The 25549-nt window shown below is 43.0% G+C and carries 22 protein-coding genes and 1 tRNA gene; 14 read left to right on the plus strand and 9 right to left on the minus strand.

Translation table 11 applies throughout. From position 1 onward, the window contains the following. Nucleotides 1–214 precede the first annotated feature (214 nt). Nucleotides 215–751: a hypothetical protein gene (locus tag H1A14_RS15665; RefSeq protein ID WP_194777227.1), complete on the plus strand. Its 537-nt coding sequence runs from the start codon at nucleotides 215–217 to the stop codon at nucleotides 749–751. 33 nt (nucleotides 752–784) lie between these two features. Here the strand turns inward: H1A14_RS15665 and H1A14_RS15670 are convergent, their stop codons facing one another. Then, nucleotides 785–2086 carry an amidohydrolase gene (locus H1A14_RS15670; RefSeq protein ID WP_194777228.1) on the minus strand — a complete coding sequence of 434 codons (1302 nt, stop codon included), beginning with the start codon at nucleotides 2084–2086 and terminating at the stop codon, nucleotides 785–787. A 207-nt stretch (nucleotides 2087–2293) separates the two neighbouring features. Here H1A14_RS15670 and gldA point away from each other — a divergent pair, with 207 nt between their 5' ends. The 4 genes from gldA to dnaN all read left to right on the plus strand — a co-directional run bounded on the left by gldA (nucleotide 2294) and on the right by dnaN (nucleotide 6838). Then, entirely contained in the window at nucleotides 2294–3202 is a 909-nt protein-coding gene (gldA, locus tag H1A14_RS15675) for a gliding motility-associated ABC transporter ATP-binding subunit GldA (protein ID WP_194777229.1), read from the plus strand. Between the two features lie 3 nt (nucleotides 3203–3205). After that, nucleotides 3206–3928: a gliding motility-associated ABC transporter permease subunit GldF gene (gene gldF / locus H1A14_RS15680; protein WP_194777230.1), complete on the plus strand. Its 723-nt coding sequence runs from the start codon at nucleotides 3206–3208 to the stop codon at nucleotides 3926–3928. Beyond that, the gene (gldG, locus tag H1A14_RS15685; protein WP_194777231.1) at nucleotides 3925–5604 is read left to right on the plus strand and encodes a gliding motility-associated ABC transporter substrate-binding protein GldG; all 1680 of its coding nucleotides are present in this window, start codon (nucleotides 3925–3927) and stop codon (nucleotides 5602–5604) included. Before gldF ends, gldG begins: the two co-directional genes overlap by 4 nt. Nucleotides 5605–5713: 109 nt before the next feature. After that, the gene (gene dnaN / locus H1A14_RS15690; protein WP_194777232.1) at nucleotides 5714–6838 is read left to right on the plus strand and encodes a DNA polymerase III subunit beta; all 1125 of its coding nucleotides are present in this window, start codon (nucleotides 5714–5716) and stop codon (nucleotides 6836–6838) included. A 132-nt stretch (nucleotides 6839–6970) separates the two neighbouring features. Here dnaN and argJ read toward each other — a convergent pair whose 3' ends face one another. The 5 genes from argJ to H1A14_RS15715 form a co-directional block, all read right to left on the minus strand. Further along, complete coding sequence (gene argJ / locus H1A14_RS15695; protein ID WP_194777233.1) at nucleotides 6971–8182, minus strand: bifunctional glutamate N-acetyltransferase/amino-acid acetyltransferase ArgJ; 1212 nt, start codon at nucleotides 8180–8182, stop codon at nucleotides 6971–6973. A 10-nt stretch (nucleotides 8183–8192) separates the two neighbouring features. Continuing rightward, entirely contained in the window at nucleotides 8193–9230 is a 1038-nt protein-coding gene (gene argC, locus H1A14_RS15700; protein ID WP_194777234.1) for an N-acetyl-gamma-glutamyl-phosphate reductase, read from the minus strand. Next, nucleotides 9217–10428 (minus strand): aspartate aminotransferase family protein, encoded by a 1212-nt coding sequence (locus tag H1A14_RS15705; protein WP_194777235.1) that lies wholly within the window; start codon nucleotides 10426–10428, stop codon nucleotides 9217–9219. The genes argC and H1A14_RS15705 overlap by 14 nt, the downstream gene beginning before the upstream one ends. Before the next feature lie 3 nt (nucleotides 10429–10431). Continuing rightward, nucleotides 10432–11232 (minus strand): acetylglutamate kinase, encoded by an 801-nt coding sequence (gene argB, locus H1A14_RS15710; RefSeq protein ID WP_194777236.1) that lies wholly within the window; start codon nucleotides 11230–11232, stop codon nucleotides 10432–10434. A 344-nt stretch (nucleotides 11233–11576) separates the two neighbouring features. Next, nucleotides 11577–12326 carry a DeoR/GlpR family DNA-binding transcription regulator gene (locus H1A14_RS15715; protein WP_194777237.1) on the minus strand — a complete coding sequence of 250 codons (750 nt, stop codon included), beginning with the start codon at nucleotides 12324–12326 and terminating at the stop codon, nucleotides 11577–11579. 354 nt (nucleotides 12327–12680) lie between these two features. Between H1A14_RS15715 and H1A14_RS15720 the strand changes: the two genes are divergently transcribed. From H1A14_RS15720 to H1A14_RS15735, 4 genes are read left to right on the plus strand one after another with little or no spacing between them, the layout of a single operon-like run. Beyond that, nucleotides 12681–15773, plus strand: a complete 3093-nt coding sequence (locus tag H1A14_RS15720; RefSeq protein WP_194777238.1) for a SusC/RagA family TonB-linked outer membrane protein — start codon at nucleotides 12681–12683, stop codon at nucleotides 15771–15773. A gap of 18 nt (nucleotides 15774–15791) precedes the next feature. Beyond that, entirely contained in the window at nucleotides 15792–17204 is a 1413-nt protein-coding gene (locus tag H1A14_RS15725; RefSeq protein ID WP_194777239.1) for a SusD/RagB family nutrient-binding outer membrane lipoprotein, read from the plus strand. 11 nt (nucleotides 17205–17215) lie between these two features. After that, entirely contained in the window at nucleotides 17216–17671 is a 456-nt protein-coding gene (locus H1A14_RS15730; RefSeq protein ID WP_194777240.1) for a hypothetical protein, read from the plus strand. After that, entirely contained in the window at nucleotides 17671–18711 is a 1041-nt protein-coding gene (locus H1A14_RS15735) for a metallophosphoesterase (protein ID WP_194777241.1), read from the plus strand. Before H1A14_RS15730 ends, H1A14_RS15735 begins: the two co-directional genes overlap by 1 nt. A 104-nt stretch (nucleotides 18712–18815) precedes the next feature. On the opposite strand, the gene H1A14_RS15740 is transcribed toward H1A14_RS15735, so the two are convergent. Then, entirely contained in the window at nucleotides 18816–20117 is a 1302-nt protein-coding gene (locus H1A14_RS15740; protein WP_194777242.1) for a M23 family metallopeptidase, read from the minus strand. Between the two features lie 128 nt (nucleotides 20118–20245). After that, entirely contained in the window at nucleotides 20246–20806 is a 561-nt protein-coding gene (locus tag H1A14_RS15745) for a type 1 glutamine amidotransferase domain-containing protein (RefSeq protein ID WP_194777243.1), read from the minus strand. Nucleotides 20807–21382: 576 nt separating this feature from the next. Between H1A14_RS15745 and H1A14_RS15750 the strand changes: the two genes are divergently transcribed. Then, a tRNA-Met gene (locus tag H1A14_RS15750) sits at nucleotides 21383–21455 on the plus strand. Nucleotides 21456–21580: 125 nt separating this feature from the next. Here the strand turns inward: H1A14_RS15750 and H1A14_RS15755 are convergent. Next, nucleotides 21581–21949: a hypothetical protein gene (locus tag H1A14_RS15755; RefSeq protein ID WP_194777244.1), complete on the minus strand. Its 369-nt coding sequence runs from the start codon at nucleotides 21947–21949 to the stop codon at nucleotides 21581–21583. Nucleotides 21950–22341: 392 nt separating this feature from the next. On the opposite strand from H1A14_RS15755, the gene era reads away from it, so the two are divergent. The 4 genes from era to H1A14_RS15775 all read left to right on the plus strand — a co-directional run bounded on the left by era (nucleotide 22342) and on the right by H1A14_RS15775 (nucleotide 25549). Beyond that, a complete protein-coding gene (gene era / locus H1A14_RS15760; RefSeq protein WP_194777245.1) occupies nucleotides 22342–23232 on the plus strand; it encodes a GTPase Era in 891 nt (296 codons plus the stop codon). A 12-nt stretch (nucleotides 23233–23244) separates the two neighbouring features. Continuing rightward, nucleotides 23245–24558, plus strand: coding sequence for a ribosome biogenesis GTPase Der (der, locus tag H1A14_RS15765; RefSeq protein ID WP_194777246.1), 1314 nt, complete (start codon nucleotides 23245–23247; stop codon nucleotides 24556–24558). A gap of 76 nt (nucleotides 24559–24634) precedes the next feature. Continuing rightward, nucleotides 24635–24844: a hypothetical protein gene (locus H1A14_RS15770; RefSeq protein WP_194777247.1), complete on the plus strand. Its 210-nt coding sequence runs from the start codon at nucleotides 24635–24637 to the stop codon at nucleotides 24842–24844. A gap of 81 nt (nucleotides 24845–24925) precedes the next feature. Further along, nucleotides 24926–25549, plus strand: a complete 624-nt coding sequence (locus tag H1A14_RS15775; RefSeq protein ID WP_194777248.1) for a SprT family zinc-dependent metalloprotease — start codon at nucleotides 24926–24928, stop codon at nucleotides 25547–25549.

Consider the following 25549-nt stretch of genomic DNA (forward strand, 5'->3'; position numbering starts at 1 on the left):
CCCCTAAAGGCTTACCTTCCATTACTTTTAAGTAACTCGTGAATTAACCATTTTTCCTCCAAAATATGCCTACAAGGAGGTTCGATTGGCTTTTACTATTCAGTGGATTCGAGACCATTTTTAAAGGTTTATTCTTTTTTCAATTTTCGCCTTCGTAAATTGCCCTCCTCAAGTGAATACCTGAAAAGGCATGTTTCGATTAAATCACAAAATTATGAAAACCCGTAAAAATTTTTGGTTTCTATTGCTGCCATTCCTAGTTCTAAATGCGTGTGGAAGTGATGATAGCCAAACTCCCCCAACCTTTAATTTCTACGGAATATATCAACTGGAGTCTCTTACTGCGATTACTGAAGGAGATTTTACCAATGATGGGGTAGTGTCTAGGGATCTTTTGGAACAAGTCCTTAGTTCCCAAACGCTCTCAGATCAAACGCTTTTTATCAACCCCGGAAATCCTGATTCTTTCAACATGCCTTTATTGGTGGGTGCTGTTCAGACCACGCAGGGAGATGGCACCCCTGTTATCCGATTCACCGAAAGAACCATCTCTATTTTGGTTGAGTATGAAGTTGATAGCGGCGAGTTTGTATTGGTAAACCAACCTTCTGATGTTAACACTTTACAAAGCATAGAAAAAATAACAAGAGATGCCCTCGGAACCATCGTTGTGGAGACGGTTCAGGAGCTCTACGATTTTGATACCAAAGCGTGGCTTTCTGTTCCTTTGGTCTACCTTTTTGTGCGTTAAAATGAAAGGTATAATAGCTTTGTTAAACCTAGGCTATTTTTGTTTCATGCCCAAATAGTCAACCGTCAAATAACTCAATGCCCTAACTCCCAAGAGAAATCCACTTTCATCTATGAAAAAGTCAGGGGTATGATGGGACGGCGCTGTAATAGGATCTCCTCCCTCCGGCATCCCTCCCAAGAAAATGAAAAGACCGGGTTTTTCCCTTTGGAAAAAACTGAAATCTTCTGCTCCGGTAATGGGTTCATGAGCGATTAGCTTATCTTTACCTGCCACCTGTTCCAGCGTAGGCAACATTTTGGTGGTAAGTTCAGGATCATTGACCGTCGCAGGATACAGTTTGCTGATCTGTACATTTGCTTCTGCGCCGGCACTTGTGGCGATGCCTTCCGCGATTTCTTTAATCCTTCTATGGACCAAATCCTGCTGTTCATCCGTATAGGTCCGGATGGTACCGATCATATCAACCTGCTCTGGGATGATGTTGTGTCGGATTCCTCCGTGAATTGCGCCGATGGTCACCACAGCTGGGTCTTGTGTGATATTGACATTTCTACTCATAATGGTCTGCAATCCCATTACCATCTGGGAGGCCGTCACAATCGGGTCTACAGAAGACCATGGCGCTGCACCATGTGCCTGTCTTCCTTTGATTCCAATTTCAAGATTGTCAACAGCTGCCATGGCAGGTCCTGAGCGGTATTTAATCGAGCCAACTTCTGTTTGGGAATTGATGTGTAAACCAAAAACCGCATCCACATCTTGCATCACTCCTTCTTCCACCATTTGTTTGGCCCCCCAAGTGTCCACACTTCCATCCATGATACCTTCCTCTGCAGGCTGAAAGAAAAACTTTACGGTACCTTCTAAATCTTTTTTCATGCCAGCCAATACTTCAGCAACCCCCATGAGTATGGCTACATGGGTGTCATGACCGCAGGCATGCATCACGCCGGTTTTTTGTCCATTGTATTCTGCTACCTCCCTTGATCTGAATGGCAGGTCATTTCTTTCTGTGACAGGCAATCCATCCATATCTGCCCTAAGGGCTACAGTGGGTCCTGGTTTGCCTCCTTTTAATACACCCACCACCCCAGTTACGGCAACTCCTTCCGTTACTTCTATCCCAAGAGAACGCAGGTGCTCAGCAACGATCCCCGCGGTGCGGGTTTCTTGGTTGCCCAATTCAGGGTATTGGTGGAAATCCCTTCGCCATTCGATGACCTTGTCCTCGATGGCGGAGGCTTTTTGATCTATGGTGGGTTTGAGTTTGGATTGGCCGAGAACAGTGGACGTAGCCAAAAAGAATAGGCAAAGAAAGGTTTTATTTATCATAATCAGATTTAAATAGAAACAGGAAAACAAAATAGGGAAATTGATCTGTTTTAAAAAGCTTTTTGTAAAATCGGACTAAGGCATCCCTGATTTGGGTGCAAATCAACCCAAACTTGTATTATTGTTTTCATTTGTTGCAGATTACGTCTTTGTAATTAACTTTGCCTAAGTCATTTCAAATGTTTCAAAGCACTCACCCAAAACCTGATGTCTCTGGAAGTAAGCTCCCTGACTAAAAAATATCAGCAACAGAAAGCATTGGATCAGGTCTCCTTTGAGGCTCTGCCCGGCCAGGTTTTGGGATTTTTGGGACCGAATGGCGCTGGTAAATCCACCACCATGAAAATAGCCACCGGTTACCTTTTGCCGGATGAAGGGGATGTGCTGGTCCATGGCATTTCGGTTTTGCAAAAACCCAATGAGGTCAGCAAATTGGTGGGCTATTTGCCGGAACACAATCCGCTTTACTTGGACATGTATGTCAAAGAATTTCTGGAATTTATAGGGGGTCTCTATGGCCTCAAAGGCAAATATCTCAAAAAAAGGGTTGAATTACTGATTGATCAATGTGGCATTTCGCTGGAAAAAAAGAAGAAACTCGCACAGTTGTCCAAAGGGTATAGACAAAGGGTCGGTTTGGCAAAAGCATTGATCCATGATCCTAAAGTCATCATTTTGGATGAACCTACCACAGGTTTGGATCCCAATCAATTGGTGGAAATCAGAAAACTCATCAGGCAGGTGAGTATCAATAAAACCTTGATCCTCAGTACGCACATCATGCAGGAAGTGGAAGCCATCTGCGATCAGGTAGTGATCATCAACAAAGGTAAAATCGTTGCCAAGGATTCTTTGATTCAGTTGAAGAAGGCGGTAGGGAACAGTATCTTACTGATGGAAACAGAAGAAAATCTTGAAAAAGCTTGGTTTGACCTACAAGGCGTAGAACATGCTGTACTCATCGCTCCCAATCAGGTAGAAATTCAAACCAAAGATCCCCAAAGGGTCAGAAAGCTTCTTCTAGGGATTGTTCAGGAAAAATCCTTGAACTTACAGCGGATACAGCAAATAGAAAAAAACCTAGAACACATTTTTCAGCAACTGACTCAAGCTTGATCCATGAACAGTCTTTACCTCAAAGAAATCAATGTTTTTTTCAATAATCTTACAGGATACCTCATTATTTCGGTCTTTTTGATTGCCTTGGGACTGATTGTCTGGGTTTTTCCAGATAGCAGTGTGTTGGAATATGGTTTTGCAGATTTGGAACCTTTGTTTGTTTACACCCCTTTCGTCTTCACGTTTCTGGTTCCAGCGGTCACGATGAGAATGATAGCGGAGGAAAAGAAAACCGGAACCTGGGAATTGCTGATGACCTCTCCTTTGAGTGATTTGTCCGTTTTATTGGCCAAATATTTGGCAGCATTCACTTTGATTTTGTTGTCCCTTTTACCCACCTTGATCTATTATTACAGCGTGGTTCAACTGGGGAATCCTCCCGGCAATATTGATCATGCGGGATTCTTCGGGTCCTTCATTGGCTTGGTTTTAATAGGGGCTGTTTTTGCTGCCATTGGGATCTTCAGCAGTTCCCTGACTGACAATCAGATCGTAGCATTCGTCATTGGGGTCTTTTTAAGTTTTCTGCTTTATTTTGGTCTGACAGCTCTGGTGCAACTGCAATTTATGAGTGCCGCAGCACTATTTTTGGAAGAAATCAGCATGAGTTACCACTACCAAAGCCTAAGCAGAGGGGTAGTGGATTCCGGTAATTTGCTTTATTTCTTTCTTTTGATTTTAGTCTTTTTGGGTTCAACCTTATGTGTCATCAAGAAAAAATGAAGCAGCATTCAAAAGGATTGAATCAGTATTTGTTAGGTTTTCTGGGCTTGGCCCTGATCCTGATTCTGGTTCATGTTTTATTGCCCTTTAGACTTGACCTGACCGAAGAAAGAAGGTATTCCCTTCATCCTGCTTCCATCGCTGTCCTGCAAGAAGTGGAATCCCCTATTGAGGTGGATATTTTGCTGACAGGTAAATTGCCGGGTGGCATGCGCCGCCTTCAAAGATCAATTGAAGAAACCATCAGGACCTTCAATGCTTACAGCAACAAAAAAATAAGTGCTTCTTATCTTGATCCCCTCCAACTGCCTCAAGAGGTTAGAGAAGATTATATTGTCGGACTGGCAGAATATGGCATCAATCCTACCAATTTGTTTGTCAGCGAAGGGGCAGGTCAAAGGTCTCAGATGATCTTTCCAGGCGTAGTCGTGCGGGATGAGCTTTTTGAAGTGGGCACTTTGGTGCTTAAGGGGGAAAAGGGAATGGGGCCTGATGAAATCCTTAATTTGTCCATTGAAAACCTGGAATTTGAATTGATCAATTCCATTCGGAGGCTCATCAATAAACAGAAATATGCTGTTGGAATGATTGTAGGGCATGGAGAAATGGAGGAAGACGATGGTTTCGGTGTAGTGGAGGGTTTGATTGAGGATTATGAAGTTTATAAAATCCCCATGGAACAGGCCAAATCCGTCCAAGACTTATTGACTTTTGAGGTCCTGATGATCAAGGGTCCTAAAGAAGCTTATACTGAGCGGGAAATCTATCTTTTGGATCAATATTTAATGCATGGAGGGAATTTGGTTTTTTTGATCGATCAATTGGCCATCGACCTGAAGCAAGCCGGTGGGGACGGAACGGTAGGTATGCCTTTCGAAACCGGCTTGGAGGGTTTGCTTTTCAGGTATGGGATCAGAATCAATAAGGACTTGATCCAAGATATGAATTTTGGTTATTATCCCGTAGTGGCAGGCACTTTTGGGGATCAAAGCCAAATAGTCCCCTTACCTTGGCCATTCCATATTCAGGCAGGGCTCATGGCTGCTCATCCTATCACCAAGGGACTGGACCAGATTAGCTTCCGCTTTGTAAGCTCTATGGATACCGTTAAAGCCGATGGGGTGAAGAAGACCCCTTTGATTTTCAGCTCTGAATATAGCAGGAGGCTTTCCGCTCCTGTTCGCATTGCATTTGAGGACATGGCCGAACCGCCAAATGTGGCCCAGTTTAACCTGCAACATTTGCCCTTACTTTACCTGCTTGACGGAGAATTTACTTCTTTTTTTAAAAATAGATTTTTGCCCGACGGAGTCGATAAGGAAGAATTTCTTGAATCAGGAAACAAAGGGAGCGTATTGGTGGCAGGAGATGGAAGTTTGTTTAAAAGTTTGATCGATGAAAAATCAGGAGAACCTATACCCTTAGGTGTAGATCCCTTTGATGAAATGGGCAACGCCAACCGGGAGCTGCTTCAAAATGTGATCAGCTTTCTGATCGAACCGGAAGGCATCATGGCCTCCCGAGCCAAAAGTTTTAAAATCAGGCCTTTGAATAAAGTGAAGGTGAGCCAAGAGAAAGCTTACTGGCAAACCTTAAATGTAGCCTTTCCTGTTGCCTTAGTTTTGATCGTAGGCTTGGCGAAAATCTATTGGAGGAAGCGAAGGTACACCAAATGAATATAGTTTGCTTTTTTTCCACAGAAACCTCCCACATGTACCTGCTTTTATAATTTTATTTATAAATTTACCCTGTTATTAAAACATCCTATAAATAAGCCTTAACCGTATGAAATTCATTGTTTCTTCCTCAGCCCTGCTCAAGCAGCTATCGGCCATCAATGGAGTGGTAACTACCAATCCGGTGGTGCCTATCCTGGAAAATTTTCTTTTTGAAATCAAAGCCGGTAAACTGACGATTACAGCCTCTGATTTGCAAACATCCATGATGACAGAAATTGAGGTGGAAGCCAAGGAAGATGGCAATATTGCCGTACCTGCCAAGATTTTGATTGATACCCTGAAAAACCTGCCAGAGCAGCCGGTGACATTCAGTATTGACAGCGATACCTACAGCATTGAAATCAGTTCTGACAATGGCCGTTACAAGCTTTCAGGGGAAAATGCCACTGATTTTCCGAAGATTCCCACAGTATCCAATGCCACTACTGTAGATATGTCGACAGAGGTGTTGAGCAGTGCGATTAACAATACCATTTTTGCTACGAGCAATGATGAGTTAAGGCCAGCCATGACCGGTGTTTTTGTCAACCTTTCCGATACCAATACGACTTTCGTTGCAACGGATGGCCACCGTTTGATACGGTACCGAAGAGTGGATATTGCTTCGCCGGAAGCTTCCAGCATCATCATTCCCAGAAAAGCACTGAACTTGCTGAAAACAACCCTACCTTCCGAGAATGTATCCGTCAAAGTGGAATTTAACAGTTCCAATGCTTATTTCAATTTTGGGAACATCAAAATGATCTGTAGATTGATCGATGAAAGATTTCCGGATTATGAAAATGTGATTCCTTTGGACAACAACAATGACATGACCATCGATAGGATGGAATTTTTGAGTTCACTGAGAAGGATTTCCATCTATGCCAACAAAACCACCCACCAAGTGAGGTTGAAATTGGTAGGTTCGGAACTGCAGATTTCGGCAGAAGATCTTGATTTTTCCAATGAAGCCAATGAGAGACTTTCCTGCGACCATGAAGGAGAAGACATAGAAATCGGATTCAACGCCAAGTTTTTGATAGAAATGCTCAGCAATATTGCTTCCAGAGAGGTAACCTTGAAGTTCAGCGCTGCCAATCGGGCAGGGCTTATCGTTCCATCTGAAATCGATGAAAATGAAGATATCCTCATGCTGGTCATGCCAGTCATGTTGAACAATTACGTATAGTTAAAACCAACTCGAAGAAGCCGCCCATTGTACAGGGTGGCTTTTTTTATAAATTGCAGAAAGCATCCCAAGGATATTCGAAGGAAGCCAAACAGATTTTTCCAGTAAGCTTACACTTGGACTTCCATTCATTTAAGTAGTATAAACTGAATTGAATAGGACATAATCCGTGGTAAGGTCACTGCCCCAACCGACAGCACTTTCTTTTCCGCTGTTCAATTCCAAATGAATTCTGATATGAGACTCCCGAAGTAATTTTTTCATAAAATTCTTATCAAACTTCATTGGGGTACCTTTTTCCAACACCTTGACCAATTGGTTATTATCACCGATGTAGAGGCATATTTTTTTGTAATTGAAAGGAACGCCTGCATTTCCGCATGCTGCCACAATACGACCCCAATTGGGATCCCGACCAAACATGGCGGTTTTCACTAAAGTGGAATCGGAAATTTCCCGAACTAGTTTTCGGGCGATGGCTTCATTTCTGGCCTTAGAAACCTTGTACTCAATGAATTTTGAAGCACCTTCCCCATCGGATACAATCAATTTGGCCAGATGGGTAAGCAGTTCCATTAATTTCTCCCTAAATAAATGATAACAAGGGTCACTTTTGGACCTAACCATTTTGTTTTCAGCCATTCCGTTGGCCATTATGGCTACCATGTCGTTGGTAGAGGTGTCACCATCTACTGTGATCATATTAAAAGTTCTGTCTACGCAGTAGGACAAAGTTTCTTGTAACAAATTGTTTTCAATTTTAAAATCGGTGACTACAAAGGCCAACATGGTGGCCATATTGGGATGGATCATACCGGATCCTTTTGCGACACCACCTAGACTGATGGTTTTGTCCTCCCATTCAAAATCCACAAATCCCTCTTTGGCAAAAGTATCTGTAGTCAATATGGCATTGGCCACAAAAGAACCTGCTTTGGTGTGTGAACTTAGTTTTGGGATGTTGACCTTAAGGCCTTCCACCACTTCTTGGGTAGGAAACGGTTCACCTATCAGACCCGTAGAAGCCACAATAACCTGGTCTTTTGAAATTCCTAGAAGTTCAGAGGTTACATTTACCATGGCTTCAGCCCCGAGTCTTCCCTGTTCACCGGTACAGGCATTTGCATTTCCTGCATTACATATGATGACCTGGGCTTTATGGTTCTCCAGATTTTTTTTGGTTACTTTGATAGGCTCTGCTAGAACTTTGTTTTGGGTATAGGTGGCAGCTGCCGCAGCGGGAACTTCCGAGTATATGATGGCTAGATCCCGCTTCATGGATTTTACTCCTGTATGGGCTCCCCAGCATTTATAGCCTTTTACATTGGTAATATTATTGATCATAACTGTTATTTTATGGTTTTAAGGGAATTTGATTGAGGCCTGTGTTTTCGGGGAGATCCAGCATCAGGTTCATGTTATGGACTGCCTGACTTGCGGCCCCTTTCAGTAAATTGTCAATCGCCGATAGAACAACGACTCTTTTGGTCCGTTCGTCCCATACAGGATAGAGGTCTGCAAAATGGCTGCCTCTCACATCCTTGATTCCTGGGGGCGTCTTTCTCAATCGCACAAATGGTTGATCCTTATAAAATCCTCTGTACAAAGCATCAAGTTTATTTTGATCCATATCCTCCTTCAACCCTGCATAAGCAGTGACCAAAATCCCACGGTCTAAAGGCAACAGGTGCGGGGTGAACTGAACCAAGTTGGATTTTTGGCTGAGCAACTCCAATTGCTCTTCTATTTCAATAGTATGTCGGTGTTTGCTGATCCCATAGGCTTTGAAATTCTCATTGACCTGAGAAAAATGGGTAGTGGCAGTTGCTTTTACCCCTGCCCCTGTCAAGCCTGATTTGGCATCAATGATCACTGTATTTTCCCTAATTATATCAGCTGCAAAAAGTGGAGCCAACGCCAAAATGGATGCGGTAGGAAAACAGCCTGGATTGGCCACAAGTTTTGCTTTCCTAATGGATGAGGCATTTAATTCAGGTAGGCCATATACTGCATCCTTGAAACCATCAGGGAAGGTATGTTCTATTTGGTACCATTTTTCATACGCACTTTGACCTGAAAGCCGGAAATCCCCGGACAAATCGATTATCTTGGTGGCTGATTTCGACCATTTTCTTACAAACTCCATAGAGACGCCATGAGGTAAGGCCAGAAAAATTAGGTCTTGCCCTGCTAATGGTAGTTGATCTGATGATACCAGTGACTTCTCAAGTATCCCGTAAAATTGAGGATGCAGGTCTGAAAATGACTTTCCGGCATGGGATTCTGAGGTGATGTGTTCGATAGATACAGCCGGGTGACTGACTAAAAGTCTAGCCAATTCAGAACCTGTGAAACCAGAAGCACCAACGATTGCAATTTTATAGGTTTTCATGGGTAAGATTGGGTTGGTTTTTGAGGATTTTTTCGAGTGTGTCAATAAAGGTTTCCAAATCAGCTTGTGGTATGTTCAATGGTGGAACAATTCTTAATACTGATCCCGCAGTGGCATTTGCAATGATGCCTTCTTCCATGAGCTTATGGACAATCGGAGCCACCTCCTGATCAAACTGAACTCCGATCATAAGGCCCATTCCCCGAACTTCAAGGATGCATGGATGCGTTTGCTGAAGTTTGAGAAAAGCTTTTTTTAGCCAAGCCCCTTTTTTGGAGGCTTTAGTGCATAGCTTTTCATCGGAAATGACTTTTAGGGTAGCCAATGCCGCCGCTGCTGCTAGTGGATTACCACCAAACGTAGTCCCATGATCTCCGTATTCTATGGCTTTGCTTACTTTTTCGTTACAAAGGAATGCACCAACAGGAAAACCTCCACCCAAGCCTTTGGCCAAAGTCATGATATCAGGCTGTACCCCATAATGATCTTTGGCAAACCAATGACCGGCTCTACCGATTCCACACTGAATTTCATCGAAAATCAGTAGTATATCATTTTCAGTACACCACGCTCTTACCGCTTTAAGGTAAGCCACTTTGGCTGGATTGATGCCACCTTCCCCTTGAATTGGCTCTAAGATGACTGCAGCCACTTCATCTGAAATTTTCGATTTTAATTCCTCCAGTTCATTAAAGGCAACTTGTTCAAAGCCTGCCGGAATGGGTGCAAAACCGGTTTGGTATTTGGATTGCCCTGTTGCGATAGTTGCCAGAGTGCGGCCATGAAAGGAATTCTGCATCGAGATAATTTTCCCCCCTCTGCCTTTGGCGTGTGCATACCTTCTGGCAATTTTGAATGCTCCTTCCACTGACTCAGCCCCACTGTTTGTCAGAAACACCTTTTCCAACCCAGTCAATTTCACGAGTAATTCACTAAGCGCAACTTGAGGGGGGCTGACAAAAAAATTGGAAACATGGATCAGTTCCTGAGCTTGTTCTTGGATGGCCTTTATAACTTTTGGATGGCAATGACCTACGTTGTTGACTGCTATTCCTGCCAATAGATCGATGTATTCTTTTCCGTTTGCATCCCAGAGTCTGCTTCCCCTTCCTTTTATGAAGGCCAAAGGAAACCTCTTGAATGTAGGCAGATAGTTTTTTTTGTCCAGTTCGTGTAGAGATTGGTTGGTAATATTCATGGTTTAAAGGGTCAAAGTTGTTCCAATTGGTTTATTTTCAAGAAGGTAATCCGTCAATTGCTCCGGTTTGGTGCCGTTGAGGATTACTGCTTTGGGAACCTTTTTTAAAAGAGCCGCTTCACAGGCCTGGATTTTTGGAATCATGCCTCCGGTGATGTTTTGTTGATATTGACTGGCAAGCTCAGGTTGTCTAAGGTAAGATATGATGGAGTTCGGGTCGGGATATTCTGCATACAGTCCATCTACATCTGTTAGCAATACAAAACGATCCACTTGGAAAGCTGCAGCCAAAGCACCTGCAAAATTATCCCCATTGATATTATGGCCTTTTCCGTTTTGATCATCCGCTATACAGGTGACCACAGGAGTGAAACCATTATCGGTCAAAACATGGATCAGAGAAGGATCTATGCTTTCAACTTCTCCAACTCGGCCTAGGTCAAACCGGTCTTCAGGAACGAGTTTTTTAGCCTTGACCAACATTCCGTCTCTTCCGCTGAGTCCAACAGCCTTCAAGCCTTTTAGATTCAATATGCCGACAAGGCTACAATTCACTTCTCCAACCAACGTTTTCTGTATTTCATTGAAGGCTTCCGGGGAAGTAATGCGTTGTCCTAGATGGAAATCTGATTTGATGTGGGATCTGGCCAGAGATTTATTGATAAATGGACCTCCCCCATGTACCAAAATTATCTGATGGCCAGCCTTTTTCAGCCTTCGGAGTTGGACGGCAATTTGGGATTGGGTTTTTGTATCAACCATGGCATTCCCTCCATACTTAATTAGAATTTTATGTTGAACCATGGGAATGATTTTTAAGTGAATTCGTTCGAGATTTTGAAACTTAAAAGGAAGTGCTAACCTTGTTTTATGCTATTTTAAAGAAATAATATTTTGATTTTAACAGGAAAACAAGTTTTATACCAAATAAAGCAATAATGGTACCATGGGGTACTTCAATTCATTTAATTTAATTTGTAATAAAAAATTGGTTATATAATATAATAAAATATATAAATAATTTTATTTTAATGTGTTTATTTTAAAAGTCAGCCAAAGTGTCAATTTTTGGAAAGAAAAAATTTACTCTAATGAGGTCACGAATTGGAAAGCCTGGAGATTTTATTTAAAATCGATAGACTGAGATTTCAAAGAATCTGAAATGAGCGGACACTATAATCATCCAGCAAAGGATTTGAGGGATTCAGTTCAGTAATCAAGTAATGCACCTCTTCCAATCCACATGATTTAAATCGTTGTACCGTGTGAAGTTTGTCTGAAACAGAAAGGATAACCGTTTGTTTGGCGGCTCTGACCATGGCTTTTTTTACTTCAGCGACCTCTTCCTCAAATTCGGTCAGCCCTTCGGTAGGGTGAGAGTATCCCGTTCCTAAGAAGCACAAATCTACTTTGATTTCAGAAAGGGATTGGATCACAGAATTCCCTACAGCGAATTTAGCACCGTGAAGCAAATGGCCGCCCAAGAAGATGACTTCTACGGTTGGGAATTCCATCAAATGCAATGCAATATGCAAGCTTGGAGTAAAAACCGTCAAAGTAAGTTTTTTTGGTAAAATCTTTACCAGTTCTAAATTGGTCGTGCCACCACTGATCAATAAGGTCTGCTCTTTTTTGATCAGGCTAAGTGCTTTGGATGCAATTGCCTTTTTCTTCTCGATAAGGAAAATGTTGGATTCCTTTGGATCTATCGAATTAAAACCATATGTGGTAGCTCCACCATGTACTTTTTTGATTTTTTTCACACTTTCCAACTCCACCACATCTCTCCTTATGGTGTCTATGGAAACTTCCAACTGATTGGCCAGATCAATCAATAGCACGTTATTGTGCAAATACACCTGATCAAGGATGATTTTCTGTCTTTCTTGCTTGAGCATAGCTGATTTGTGAAAAAAATCAAGTTACTAAAAACAGCAAAAAACAGCAACAAATAAGGTGTAAATTCCTGTTAATGTAAATTTAAAAAAAATAAAACAGCATAAAATTGCAATTCCATCAATTTTTATTTTACTTGATATTTCCAATATACCCCATTTTCTTATAATCAATTAATTGAAATATTAAATGAAACTCATATCATTTAATTAAAGCATATTATAAAAAGTAAAAATCATATCAATTATTATTTGATGATGAAAAAAGAAATTATAACACTTTAAAAATAAATAAAGACCCATTAAACTACTTTTAATAAAATAAATAATCAATAAATGTAAAACTAATCTACCAACATGAAAAAACGTTTATCAATGATCATTTTGCTGTTTTTGGGGGCTTTTTTGCAAGTTCTTGCCCAGACAGCAATTACTGGAAAGGTGGTTTCTTCTGACGACGGAGAAGAACTTCCTGGCGTAAATGTGGTTCTGAAAGGCACCAATACAGTGGCTATCACGGACATTGAAGGTAATTTTTCCATTACGGTGCCTTCTTCTGAGAGTGTGCTTCAGTTTTCCTACATCGGCTATCGGTCCAAAGAAGTCCGGGTGGGTACGCAGACTCAATTGGATGTGACCTTAGAGCCTACTTTAGAAGCGCTATCCGAAGTGGTGGTAACAGCTTTTGGTATAAAACAGGAGAAAAAATCATTGGGCTATGCCGTACAGGATGTGGACAGTAAACTCATCATGGAAACCAACCAACCCAATGCATTGAACGCGCTGAGAGGAAGGTTTGCCGGAGTCAACATTACCAGTAGTTCGGGTGCACCGGGCGCTGGAACAAACATAGTGATCAGAGGCATCAATTCCCTCAACCCAAACGCAAACAACCAACCACTTTTTGTCATTGACGGTATCCCGGTTAGTAATGAAACGGACATAACAGGGGGCAGGGGAGGATCCAATTTCACCAACACCAACAGGGCTGCGGACATTAATCCTGATGATATCGAAAACATCAGTATTTTGAAAGGACCTGCAGCATCAGTTCTATACGGTTTGAGAGCAGCCAATGGTGCGGTACTGATTACCACCAAATCCGGAAAGAGTGGGAAGACTGTCTTTAACTTTCGTACCAGTTACAGTGCTGACGAGGTTGGTAAAAGGCCCCCGATGCAGGACCGTTATTTGAGGGGCTTCAATGGCTTGTACAATCCCAATGATTATAGGGCTGATGGTCCGCCAATTCCGGAAGGAACACCCATTTATAACCAATGGGATGAAACTTTTAATACTGGAAATCAATTCCAAAATGCCTTTTCTTTTTCAGGAGGTAATGACAAGGCTTCATTTTTCGGTTCTCTGTCTAGGTTGGATCAGTCTGGCGTGCTACCCAATTCAGATTTTGACAGGACTACTGTAAAGATATCCGGGTCTTTAAAGGCTACTGAAAGATTGACCATTGATGGCTCAGCTACCTATATCAATTCCAATGGTACCAATCCCCGAATGGGTGTGGGAGGTGCAGGGGTAATTTCTTACGCTTCGAGGTATGCTCCAGACGTAAACATCAGTGATTTTATCAATGCAGACGGCACACCAATCCGATATTCTACCCAACTGGATAACCCCCTGTATTTTGCCCAAAATGCATTTCAGGAAGAAACGTTAAACAGGTTTCTGGGTAATCTGGGATTGAACTATGACATCAACGATTGGTTGAGCGTCAATTATAGAGTAGGCATTGACCAATATAGCAATGACAGATTTGTACTGACCAGCCCCACTACGTTGATAGGAGCAGGCAGCAATGGTAGCATTTCAGAGCAGGTCATTGGCTATTCAGAAATCAACAGCAACCTCTTAATTACTGGCAGGAGACAATTGAGTGAAGATATATCAGCAACCATAACTTTAGGAAATCAGGTAACCACAATCAATTCTACCAATTTGACAGGTTCTGGGACCAATTTTGTTATTCCTGATTTCTGGTCTGTCAATAACCTCAGTCAGTACACAGCAAGGTCATTTCCTACCAGTAGGAGTATCATTGGGGTTTTTGCAGATGCCATGTTTGACTATAAGCAAACCCTTTACCTAAATGTAACAGGAAGGAATGACTGGTCATCCACACTTCCCAAGGCCAATCGTTCTTTCTTCTATCCTTCGGTAAGTATGTCTTATATTTTCACAGAGACATTTAGGCCAAGTTCCCCCAAAATACTTTCTTACGGTAAAGTAAGGGCTTCCTTTGCAGAAGTAGGAAAAGATGCTAATCCTTTCCTAATCGGAAATTATTACAGTACACTGGCTCCATTTAGAGGGGTTGTTGGCGTGGTGAGAAGCCCTACAATCGGTTCTGAAACACTCCGGCCAGAAAGGACTAGAGGTTTGGAATTCGGTATGGATTTGGGCATGTTCAACAATAGATTAAAACTTGATCTGACATATGCTATTCAATCCAGCGTTGACCAAATCGTTCCTATTCCTGTTTCTAGGGCAACTGGTTTCACCAATTTTGTAATCAATGCAGGAGAAATCAGAAACAACATCTGGGAATTGACTGCTGACGTAGCGGTGGTAAGAAATGAAAAATTCCAATGGAATTCTATCCTTAACTGGTCCAGGCTGAGGGGTAGGGTTGTTTCTTTACCGGATGGCTTGGAGCAGATTGTGTTTCAACCGGAAACCCCCTGGGTCAAGCAGCGTGTACAAGTGGGAGGACGCCCAGGTGACTGGTATGGTTGGCCACTCAGCCGGGTAGAGGACCCGAGCAGTCCTTTCTTTGGTGAATTGGTCATCGTCAACGGATATCCTGATGTAAATAACAACTGGAACGGAACCCCATTGGCTGAGGATTCCTACATTGGAAATGCTTTTCCTGACTGGGAAGGTGGATGGAACAACTCCTTGCGGTATAAGAATTTCGAGTTTTCTTTTCTCTTTACTTTTAGAAAGGGGGGATATGTTTTTGACATCAACAGGAGGTTGCGGTATGGTCAAGCAGGTGGAGAGGCGCCAACAGGCGCCGAGACCGAGCTCAGAAACAGACTGGTTGTTTTCAATGGGGTAACCAACACGGGTTCAGTCGAGGCACCCGTTTGGGAACCGAATACCGCTGAGGTTCCAATCGGTGTGAGTAGCCTTTATGGCAATGCATTTCGTTATAGATTGGCTTCTGAATTCAACGGCTTTCAGGAAGCAAGTTGGCTGAGGCTTCAAAATGTGGCGCTCAATTACTCCCTTCCAGGTAGCTTGCTGAGTAAAACGCCATTTACCCAGATCACTGCTTCTGTGACGGCCAACAACCTTTGGATTAGCACTCCCTTTATCGGGTTTGATCCGGAGCAAAGTGCTTACGGTCCCGGAAGTAATGTTTTTGGCTATGTTGGTACCAATGTACCGGCAACCCGAAGCGTATTTTTCGGTCTGAATTTCACCTTCTAACCATCAATGGAAAAAATCATGAAAAAGATATTAATTCTTGTTTTCGCACTTTATCTGGTTTCCTGCGACAGCTTTTTGGATGTCAATCAGGATCCCGGTAGAATAACGGAAGATCAGGTCACTGTTCAAACCTTGCTTCCAGCTGCTATACGTAACACCGCAAGTGCCCAATTCGGTGCTTCCCAGTACGGTGTGCAATATCCACAATATCTAGGAGGTCAAGCCATTAGCCAGTATACTCCCTACGGTTTTGACCAGATTTGGAGACCCTTGTATACGGATGTCATTCCAAGTTTACAGGAAATCATTGAAAGGGCTGAAGCCCAGGGGGCATTTAACTACAGCGGTGTGGCCAAGGTGCTGTTGGCGATGAACATGATGACGGCTACAGATATCTATGGAGATGTACCCTATACCCAGGCGAACCAAGGGACCACAAATCTCTATCCCTGTTATGATCCCATGCAGGAAATGTATGAGGTGCACATTCCGAATTTGATCAATGAAGCCATTGAGGAACTTCAAAGACCACTTCCTGAATTGCCTTCACTAAGAAATGTAAGCAATGATTACATTTATGGTGGCAACTTGGCCAATTGGCTGAAAGCCGCATATGGGGTCAGGGCCAGGTATCATCTCCATCTTGCTGAGAAAAATCCATCTCTCCTGGCCAATGCGGTGGCCGATGCAGCCCTCTCTTTTACGAGCAATGCCGATGACCTGCAATTGACCTATACGGAAGATATTCAAAATCCCTGGTTTTCCTTCCTTGGAAATGCGGTCAATAAAATCATGCAGCCTTCCACTTTCATCACCAACATGATGGATGGTTCTGCCCAATACCCCGGTTTGGATGATCCCAGATTGCCTTTCTACATGAACAGCGCAGATCCGGACAATTACATTGCAGTGGTTCCCGGCCAATTGGTAGGGGATAATCCTGCGGTCAATGTGAATTTAACAGCTGATACTTGGTTCAGTAGAAATGTTGCACCCTTACAGATGCTGACTTTTGCCGAAATCGAATTTATCAAGGCAGAAGCGCAGTTTGATTCCAACCGAGGGGCAGCTTATGATGCATACTTAAATGGTATCCGAGCGAGTATGGCCAAAGTAGGGGTTGCTGAAAGTGCGATCAACGCGTACTTGTCCGACCCTATGATAGCGACTGGGGCTGATAATTTGGAGTTAAAAGACATTATGCTTCAAAAATACATTGCTTTGTACCTTCAAATCGAAACTTGGACGGATATGCGCCGCTACCAATATGATACTGAGGTGTATCCGGGTTTAGCCCAACCCATCTTGAATCAGATTCCTGGAAGCCCATGGATTCAGCGTTCCAATATCGCCGATGATGAACCGGGCACCAATACCTGCTTGCCAGAAGTACCTAATCAAGGAATCATTTTGTGGTTGTTCAACAATTAATTTCCAAAGTCATGAAAAAAATAAAAATATATTGCTTAGCCATACTGACCATGTTTGCGGGAGCCATTACTTCATGTGACATCGGCCCAACTGATGCGCTTTTGGATATCATCCAAGAGGACAAGGGGTATATTCCGGTCATTGCCAATTTTACTTTATCAGCTCCTGTGCCCACTGCAACCACCCCGGGAACCGAATGTAGGTTTGACCTGAGGTATTGGTCTGAGGGCGAAATAGACAAAATTCGGTTTTGGGTAAAGGTAGGAGACGCAGCAGCAGTACAGGTTCAGGAGTCGGATTACCAACCTGCCTTTTCCAATGTTACCAAAACAGATTCTCTCCTGTTCAATTATACCATACCCAATGACGTGGCGGCAGGTACGGTCATAGGCGTAGAGGCAAGGGTGACCAACCAAAATTTACCTGATTATGCAGTGACACGGATTGTTAATGTAACTGTACAGTAATGACTTTTTTTAATCGGAGGGAATTTATCAAAAAAGTGGCCATTGCCGGGGCAGGAGTGGGAATTCCTGCTTCGGGAATAGCCTCTGCCCCAAAACGCGAAGATGCCTTTTCCTTTTTGCACCTTACGGATGCACATGTCAGGAGGAAGCGGAAGGGCCATCTTGGATATGCCACCTGTGTGGAAAAAGTCAATGGACTGCCCAGAAAAGCAGACTTTATCCTTATGGGAGGAGATCAGGTTTTCGACGGCATGTACACGGAAAAAGAAGAATACCTGGATCAAATCGAAATATTTAAATCCGTGTCAGATGGATTTGAGATGCCTTACTACCATTGCATTGGCAACCATGATGTCTTTGGAAGGAGCGCAAGGAGGAAAGTGCCAGCTGATGATCCGGACATAGGAAAGCAGTTGTATATGGATGCCTTTGGAATGGAAAGTCCCTATTACAGTTTTAACCACAAGGATTGGCATTTTGTAATATTGGATTCGCTTCTGGAAGTAGATTCCGATCACGGACCTTCCCAAACCCATGCCTTTGGGGAAGAGCAATTGGAATGGTTGAGGTTTGACTTGGGAGCGAATTATGGCAAACCAACAGTTATTGTTACCCATATCGCCGCATTCAACCATATCGGTCAGATGAATGCCAGTCCGGATTTGTTGGCAATGAACCACATGGTCGTATCAGACACCAGGGAATTCAGGCATATCATTGAGCGGCACCATGTCAAAGCCGTCCTGCAAGGGCATAGCCATGTGCCGGAAGACTATGAATTCAACGGGATTTGGTACCTGACCAGTCAGTCGGTGAGTGCGGCCTGGTGGGGAGGCAATTGGAAAGGTTACAAGCCCGGATTCACCCAATTCCATGTGAAAGGAGAGGAGCTTTCCTGGGAAAAAATAGATTTCGATTGGGAAGCCCAATTGGAACCTGAAGACGATCTGGAGCGGGATAGAATCCGGGAATATAAAACCTTTCAGGCGCAGCAGAAAAGGCTTTTGGAAGAGGAAAGAGATTCTGTTTATTCTGGTTGAATCCAATAAATTTCGGTTTCTTCCACCTTCATGATTTTAAAAACAGAAAGCAAACCTTTGCAAGGTTTGCTTTTTTTGGTTTCTGCTAAGAATTAACCCAACGTTTAAATTACCTGCCTCCAAATCATCCTACCACCTATTGTTCTGACCAAATGGAAATCTGCATATTCGCCGTGGATGGTTGCCTTTCCGGTCTCGAATTCACTTTGATAGACAGGGCCTGACCAAGTGCTTTTCAAATTGTCCTCCAGACCTAAAGAAAACTCATTGAGAGGGCCATCTGCAGACTCCAATAAGGTGGAAGAAACAAATCCCAGTTTTTGATTAGGTAACCTGACCCTGTACCAATCGCCTGCTTTCCCTTCAACCAGAAGCGCTGTGTTTTTTTTCAATTGACCGATTACCGGACTGGATGTGGAAGGGGATTGTCTGAAATTCACCAGGTTACCCACTATTCTTGTCCATTCTCCCAAGTCCGTACTGTCAGATACATTTACAGTTGACAGGGCAGGTGCACTTTTTAAAAAAGGGAGGGGATCCAAGCTACCTCTGCCTCGAATATAAATACCAAAATGCAGATGTGGGGCCGTGGTGATGGCGTTTCCCGTATTTCCCACCCATCCAAGCGTATCTCCCAACTTGACCTCCTGACCAAATGAAACCAACTGACTGTCGAGATGGGCATAATAAAATGAATATCCTTCGCTGGATAGGGAAACGGTTTTCCCCCCAAGCCTGTTGTTGCCCACCCTGCTGATCCGGCCAGAACCAACCGCCAAAGCGGGAGTTCCTCTTGGAGCAAAAATGTCCACTCCTTCGTGCTGACGTCCGCCACCATCCCTTGGCGCACCATAAAAGCTGGCGATGTTGGCACTGGATTTTTCCGGTAAAGGGAAAGCCAGGGTAGGGGCAAAATTGATGTCCAGTTGAAATACTCCCCCCCTAAGTACTTCTGGCTGTACCCTAAGGGCAAATTTACCGGACCTCCTCACACGATGGACAATCTGAAGGCTTTCTTCCGCCGAAGATTGCCTTTTCAAATCCCCATTGGATTGTAGTTCAAACAGGTCCAGAAATACCTGAGCATCCGGTTCTGAAATAGGTGTGAATGAAATCTGCAGTTCCTGACCCTCTTCAACGGGGAATCTTAACATAAAGGCATTGGGTTTGGCAGGATCCAAATAGCCTAGCTCCTGATAAGGCAAGCTTACTAAAGTGGAATCCTTTAAAGCATTATCCCCTGCCAATTTCCAATCCCTTACAAAGGCTGCCTTTTCCAAAGGACCATTGGTCAGATGTCTGAGGTAAGTCTCATAGGGACTTGAAGGTTTAAAGACCTGATCAAGCCCGCTGCCCTTACAGGCCATCAGGCTCAAAACAGCCAACAATTGAATTAACTTTTTCATGGTTTAATGATGATGGGATGTGAGGGAAAAAATACATCCAGGTTCTAAAAAGTAGAATGGCTGTCGCAAACACCCGATACTCTACCACTAAAACCGGTATTGCGGGAAGAGGACAGCCTTTCTGTATTTTATAGGGTATTCTGCTCCTGATGAACACCCTCTCTGATTTCCTCAATCAGTTTTTTGTTGAAGGCAGGCAGGTCATCAGGCTTTCTGGCAGTCACCAGTCCTGAGTCACATACACACTCTTCATCGACCCAGTTAACCCCGGCATTGATCAGGTCAGTTTTGATGGATGGCCATGAGGTCATGGTTCTCCCATCAAGTGCACCGGTTTCTATCAATACCTGGGGGCCATGACAGATGGCTGCAACCGGCTTACCCTGTGCAAAAAAGGCCTTGATAAAGGCAACGGCGTGTTCGTTGGCCCTCAACTTGTCGGGGTTGATGACTCCTCCCGGAATGACAAGGGCGTGGTAATCGTCCGGATTGGCCTTGCCCAATCCTTTGTCGATACGGACTTCTTCGGTCCAGTTGCCGTTTTTCCAGCCTTTGATCCGGTCGGCCGGAGAAATGACATGTACGGTAGCGCCTTCTTTTTCCAAGGCCTCCTTCGGGCTCAAAAGTTCACTTTCCTCAAATCCGGTTTCCGTTAAAATGGCGATGGTTTTGTTGCTTAATTTTGACATGATTGTTGTTGGTTTAGTAAATTAATTATATTTTAGATTTGAAATTAAATAAAATTATCCGAAAAATTTTATGATAAATGATTGTTAAAATATAAAATCATAAAATTTCCAATAATTAATATTTCAAAACAAATATGATCCAAAAAAGTGCAAGAACCATTCCAAAATAAAAGAGGGTAGGCAAATTTAAAATATGGAGCTGGCTGTTTGAACAATAGAGGTGGTCAACTCTCGCCAAAACAAACCAAAAGTATTTGAAATAGGGTAGGAGAGGCGAATTCTAGCAGTTTCCATTCATCCAAAAATAAATGGGTTTAAATATTTATTGGAAGAAATATAGGTTAGTCACTGTCATGACTTTAGGGATTGGAATGGCAAAAAGCATGACTGAATGAAGTCATTACCTCCCTAAAAACTAAGAATAGACCTGGGAAAATCTCAAAAAATTCCTCCGGTCAGCATTAGGGTTCTCTAAGAATTGTTTTTAAAAATTTGTGGTTTAAATTTAAAATAGTACCTTTGTACACCAATCAGCAAATGGCTGTTTTAAAATAGAAATAATTACCAAAGATATATCGCGGGATGGAGCAGTTGGTAGCTCGTTGGGCTCATAACCCAAAGGTCACAGGTTCGAGTCCTGTTCCCGCTACTACAAAGCCAGGCAGAAATGCTTGGCTTTTTTTGTCGTGCGGCCGTAACTTGGTAACTGTTGGGAGCGAGTGCTAAACACGCTTGAAAGAAAGGATTGTTAGCTTAAGAAGTACAGGCCAGCAATCATTCCTGTTTCATTTCAATGCTTGTCAATTCTAAATTGTAATATTTCTGACCTGGAATCTGAGTGGTGAACGTTTTATTTTCAAAGTACTTTCCACCAAAAATAACTTTAAGCCCTTCTTCTTTGTAGTCGTCTGGAAGATCGCATACGACCCCAATGTCCTGTCCATCAAAAGTCCCTTCTATTCCCTTGAATATCGCATAAGCTTGGGCCTGCGAGTCAAACCATATTGTACCGTTGGCTTCTGAAACTGACTTTACAAGATCCGTTAAATCACACTGGGATATATCGTCGACATCTTCCAGACCACATTTACAGCTCATAATAAGCACACCAAAAATAGCCAGTTTTATAAATTTAAATCTCATCGGAGAAACAGATTAGAATACAATAAATTGATATTTGTCATTAAAATTCCTTAACTAAGAAGATAAAAAAACCAGTTTTTTCCAAGTAAATCAAAGGAAATAATTTCCGGGATTTTTTATTCACCACAAAACAACAATTACATAACTCTATGCCAATTGTAGGAAAGGCCAGTTGGCAAGAGACAGATCTACCGATTTGCCGACACCTTCTATTTTAGACTTTAAGAGGTCAAAAGCCTGTCCCGGACAGAAGACGGGCAATTATACTTAGGGTTACCTAAGCATAAAAAGAACCTGACCGATATTGTTTACCAGTGCCATACACCACTCTAAGTTGGGAATAAACTCCATCATCAAAAAAAATCAAGTACCTTTGTAAAAAAATTGTAGTCATGACCGAAAACACACACAAAGCCGGCTTTGTCAACATCGTGGGAAAACCCAATGTAGGCAAGTCCACCTTAATGAATGTGCTGATCGGTGAAAGACTTTCGATCATCTCCTCCAAGGCCCAAACCACCCGTCACAGGATCATGGGCCTGATCAATGACCCTGACTTCCAGGTGGTTTTTTCGGATACCCCTGGCATGCTAAAGCCCAAATATGAGCTGCACAAAAGCATGATGAGTTTTGTGCACATGTCTCTGGAGGATGCAGATGTGATTCTTTTCGTAACCGATCTATATGAATCCGATGAGGAAATAGAAGACGTAATTGAAAAGATCAACCAATCAGGTGTTCCTGTCATTCTCGTCATCAACAAAATTGACCTTTCCAAGGAAAATCAACTGGATGAAGTGACCGCTTACTGGACCGCCCGTATCAAAGCTGAGACGGTAATTCCCATTTCTGCTACCGAAAGTTTCAACACCGAGCGCATCCTGCAGGAAATTCTGGACCGTTTGCCCTATCATCCGCCATTTTATGACAAGGATGAACTTACCGACAAGCCGGAACGCTTCTTTGCTTCCGAAATCATCCGGGAAAAAATATTTCTCAATTACAAAAAAGAAATCCCCTACAGTTCTGAAGTAGCCATAGAGGAATTCCATGAAGAGGAAAACATCATCCGGATCCGAGCCCTTATCTATGTGGAAAGGAGCAGTCAGAAAGGGATTATCATCGGAGAAAAAGGAAATGCCCTCAAAAGGGTAGGCACTCAGGCCAGGCTGGAAATGGAGAGATTTTTCGGTAAGAAAATTTTCCTGGAAACCTTCGTGAAGGTGGAGGACGATTGGAGGAAAAACAAAAACAAGTTAAGAAAATTTGGTTACGACCAATAATTAAGGAATGATATGGCTAATATAGTAGCAATCGTGGGCAGACCCAATGTGGGTAAGTCTACCTTTTTCAATAGATTGGTAGAGGAAAGAAAGGCCATCGAAGACAATATGAGTGGAGTCACCAGGGACAGGCACTACGGTCATGCCCAATGGGGTGGCAAATTCTTTTCTGTCATTGATACCGGGGGTTATGTCAGCGGTTCGGAGGATTTGTTTGAATCCGAAATCAGAAAACAGGTAAAATTGGCCATAGAAGAGTCCAGTGTGATTCTTTTTGTGGTAGATTGTTTTGATGGTCTTACCGACTTGGACAAGGAGTTTGCCCAGGAACTGAGGGGCTCCAAAAAGCCTATTTTTATCGTAGCCAACAAGGCAGATACTCAGGAAAGGTTATTGATGGCCAATGAGTTTTACGGTTTGGGATTGGGTGACAATGAAGTTTTTCCCATCGCAGCGGTTAGTGGAAGTGGCACCGGGGACCTTTTGGATGAGGTGATCAAGCATTTTCCTGAAGAAGGGGTAGAGGATCCTGATTTTGGCGTGCCCAAAATCACCATTCTCGGGAGGCCTAATGTAGGGAAATCTTCCTTCTTGAATGCCCTTCTGGGTGAAGAGCGCTCCATTGTCACCGATGAGGCGGGTACCACGCGGGATGCGATCCATACCCGATACAATTTATACGGGCAGGACTTTATCATTACGGATACAGCCGGGATCCGTAAAAAGGCCAAGGTCAAGGAAGATGTGGAATTTTATTCCGTCATGCGTTCCTTGCGGACTTTGGAAGAGTCTGATGTCATCATCATCATGGTGGATGCCACGAGAGGGCTTGAAGCACAGGATGTCAACCTGATTTCCTTGGGTATCAAAAATAACAAAGGCATCATGATCATGGTCAACAAGTGGGATTTGATCGAAAAAGACCACAAGACCATGAACAAGATCAAAGAAGACATGTTTGAAAGGCTGGGAGAAAACAAATGGATTCCCATCATCTTCACCTCCGTGGAGACCAAGCAGCGGATCTTTCAAGCGATCGAACTGGCCGTAAAAGTCTACGAAAACAAAAACAAGAAAATAGCTACCTCTAAGTTGAACGATATACTACTCGGTGAAATCGAGCGCTATCCTCCCCCGGCTTACAAAGGCAAATACATCAAGATCAAATACACCACCCAACTTCCAACCAAAAATCCGGTTTTTGCTTTTTTCTGTAATTTACCCCAATACATCAGGGCACCTTATACTCGGTATCTGGAAAACAGAATCAGGGAACATTTTGATTTTGAAGGGGTTCCGATGAAAATAGTATTTAAGAAAAAATAAAATAAATGCCACTTTACTTGACAATCCCTTAATAGGTGGTATCTTTGTGGGCTTAAATTAAGAAACAAAAAACAACATGAAAAAAGTATTTGCATTATTCGCTGTAGCAGGTTTATTGTTCTCAGCTTCTTGTGGAAACAAGGATGCTGCTGAAGAAACCAACGAAGAGATTGAAGTGATCATCGAAGATACTGAGGAAGTATTGGAAGATGCTACTGATTCTTTGGAAGAAGCTGCTGAAGAAGTAGAAGAAACCGTTGAAGACACTACTGAAGTAAACGGTTAATTAAAAATTAGCATTCAACAGAGCACTTTGAGCAATCAAAGTGCTTTTTTTATGTCCTGATTTTCCGCATATTTGGGAGTGATGACCATCGATCAACAGGTATACAAGGCCTTGGAATCAAAAGTGCCGATACGGGCTGCGCAATATTGCTGGGACCTTTGGAAAGCAGACCCCTTTCATTTTATCATCAGCCGAAGCCGGGCTACCAAGCTGGGGGATTTTAGGTACCACATCAACAAACCGGTACAAACCATCACCATCAACCATGACCTCAATCCCTATCAATTCCTGATTACCTATGTCCATGAAGTAGCCCACCACCGGGCCTTCAAAACCCATGGGCGAGCCATAAAACCCCATGGTTGGGAATGGAAGACTACTTTTCAGAAGCTGATGGAACCTTTGCTTTCGGATTTGGTATTTCCTAAGGACATTCTGATTCCGCTGAAGAGACATTTGACCAATCCCAAGGCCAGTAGTGGCACGGACTTGTTTCTAAATCGGGAAATCAGAAAATATGATCCTCTGTCTGGAAACAATGAATCATTTACTTTGCTGGCTGATTTGAAGCCGGGTGCAGCTTTTGAGCTGAAAGGCAGGCTTTTCAAAAAAGAATCGACCAGAAGAACCCGGGTATTGTGCCTTGAGGTCAAGACTGGAAGGAAATACCTGATTCCCGCCACTGCCCAGATTAACCTGGCCTGA

The sequence above is a fragment of the Pararhodonellum marinum genome (genome assembly GCF_015354735.1).
Lineage (GTDB): Bacteria > Bacteroidota > Bacteroidia > Cytophagales > Cyclobacteriaceae > Pararhodonellum > Pararhodonellum marinum.

Excerpts from the sequence above, each read along its gene's own strand:
- H1A14_RS15665 (WP_194777227.1), top strand. The coding sequence starts at position 215 with ATGAAAACCCGTAAAAATTTTTGGTTTCTATTGCTGCCATTCCTAGTT.
- H1A14_RS15670 (WP_194777228.1), bottom strand. The coding sequence starts at position 2,086 with ATGATAAATAAAACCTTTCTTTGCCTATTCTTTTTGGCTACGTCCACT.
- gldA (WP_194777229.1), top strand. The coding sequence starts at position 2,294 with ATGTCTCTGGAAGTAAGCTCCCTGACTAAAAAATATCAGCAACAGAAA.
- gldF (WP_194777230.1), top strand. The coding sequence starts at position 3,206 with ATGAACAGTCTTTACCTCAAAGAAATCAATGTTTTTTTCAATAATCTT.
- gldG (WP_194777231.1), top strand. The coding sequence starts at position 3,925 with ATGAAGCAGCATTCAAAAGGATTGAATCAGTATTTGTTAGGTTTTCTG.
- dnaN (WP_194777232.1), top strand. The coding sequence starts at position 5,714 with ATGAAATTCATTGTTTCTTCCTCAGCCCTGCTCAAGCAGCTATCGGCC.
- argJ (WP_194777233.1), bottom strand. The coding sequence starts at position 8,182 with ATGATCAATAATATTACCAATGTAAAAGGCTATAAATGCTGGGGAGCC.
- argC (WP_194777234.1), bottom strand. The coding sequence starts at position 9,230 with ATGAAAACCTATAAAATTGCAATCGTTGGTGCTTCTGGTTTCACAGGT.
- H1A14_RS15705 (WP_194777235.1), bottom strand. The coding sequence starts at position 10,428 with ATGAATATTACCAACCAATCTCTACACGAACTGGACAAAAAAAACTAT.
- argB (WP_194777236.1), bottom strand. The coding sequence starts at position 11,232 with ATGGTTCAACATAAAATTCTAATTAAGTATGGAGGGAATGCCATGGTT.
- H1A14_RS15715 (WP_194777237.1), bottom strand. The coding sequence starts at position 12,326 with ATGCTCAAGCAAGAAAGACAGAAAATCATCCTTGATCAGGTGTATTTG.
- H1A14_RS15720 (WP_194777238.1), top strand. The coding sequence starts at position 12,681 with ATGAAAAAACGTTTATCAATGATCATTTTGCTGTTTTTGGGGGCTTTT.
- H1A14_RS15725 (WP_194777239.1), top strand. The coding sequence starts at position 15,792 with ATGAAAAAGATATTAATTCTTGTTTTCGCACTTTATCTGGTTTCCTGC.
- H1A14_RS15730 (WP_194777240.1), top strand. The coding sequence starts at position 17,216 with ATGAAAAAAATAAAAATATATTGCTTAGCCATACTGACCATGTTTGCG.
- H1A14_RS15735 (WP_194777241.1), top strand. The coding sequence starts at position 17,671 with ATGACTTTTTTTAATCGGAGGGAATTTATCAAAAAAGTGGCCATTGCC.
- H1A14_RS15740 (WP_194777242.1), bottom strand. The coding sequence starts at position 20,117 with ATGAAAAAGTTAATTCAATTGTTGGCTGTTTTGAGCCTGATGGCCTGT.
- H1A14_RS15745 (WP_194777243.1), bottom strand. The coding sequence starts at position 20,806 with ATGTCAAAATTAAGCAACAAAACCATCGCCATTTTAACGGAAACCGGA.
- H1A14_RS15755 (WP_194777244.1), bottom strand. The coding sequence starts at position 21,949 with ATGAGATTTAAATTTATAAAACTGGCTATTTTTGGTGTGCTTATTATG.
- era (WP_194777245.1), top strand. The coding sequence starts at position 22,342 with ATGACCGAAAACACACACAAAGCCGGCTTTGTCAACATCGTGGGAAAA.
- der (WP_194777246.1), top strand. The coding sequence starts at position 23,245 with ATGGCTAATATAGTAGCAATCGTGGGCAGACCCAATGTGGGTAAGTCT.
- H1A14_RS15770 (WP_194777247.1), top strand. The coding sequence starts at position 24,635 with ATGAAAAAAGTATTTGCATTATTCGCTGTAGCAGGTTTATTGTTCTCA.
- H1A14_RS15775 (WP_194777248.1), top strand. The coding sequence starts at position 24,926 with ATGACCATCGATCAACAGGTATACAAGGCCTTGGAATCAAAAGTGCCG.